The sequence below is a fragment of the Agrobacterium sp. MCAB5 genome (assembly GCF_052114365.1).
GTDB lineage: Bacteria > Pseudomonadota > Alphaproteobacteria > Rhizobiales > Rhizobiaceae > Agrobacterium > Agrobacterium tumefaciens.
The window spans coordinates 1-543 of sequence record NZ_JBFREP010000179.1 but is presented as its reverse complement, the minus strand read 5'-3'; the positions used below and the strand labels follow the sequence as shown (position 1 = coordinate 543).

Below are 543 nucleotides of genomic sequence, written 5' to 3'. Positions count from 1 at the left end.
AGTCTTGGTCGATCACACCGGGCGAGTTGAGGAGGGAGAGATTGCAGGAATAGTCGGCAGTCGTCAGGCGTGCTGGAAGTACGCAGCCAACCGCGCCACGGTGCACCATTCAGGATGAACGTGGTTTCGCGGCGTTGATCAGTCCAGACCGCACACGGTTTACGACTGTCCAGATCAAAAGGACACACGTCATTGGCTGGAGATGCCATGTCCAATCGGGCAGTGTGTCGAACGTTGCCACAAGTACGCCCAGGGCTCCAAAGAGCGCGGCGCGGTCGCTCTTGCCCATCGGCCCTTCGTAGTTCCGGCCGTTGCCGTGAGCGATGCCAAGCACGCCGGCAAATTCCGTCAGCGTCGCAAGGAAGACCATGGTTGCGATCCATGGCAGCGAGAACGGGGCAATCAATGCGAAGGGTACATAGAGTGCCGCGTCCGACACGACGTCGGTGAGCTCGTTGAGATAGCCGCCAAGCGCGGATTTCTGGCCATGTTCGCGCGCCAGCATGCCGTCCACGGCGTTGAAGGCCATGCGCAGAAACATCC

At 60.2% G+C, this 543-nt stretch carries 1 protein-coding gene; it reads right to left on the bottom strand.

The annotated features are described in order from the left end of the window. Positions 1 to 109: 109 nt before the first annotated feature. The coding region (locus AB4Z23_RS28085; RefSeq protein WP_441361258.1) for a CDP-alcohol phosphatidyltransferase family protein at positions 110 to 543 on the bottom strand (434 nt) is incomplete at its 5' end.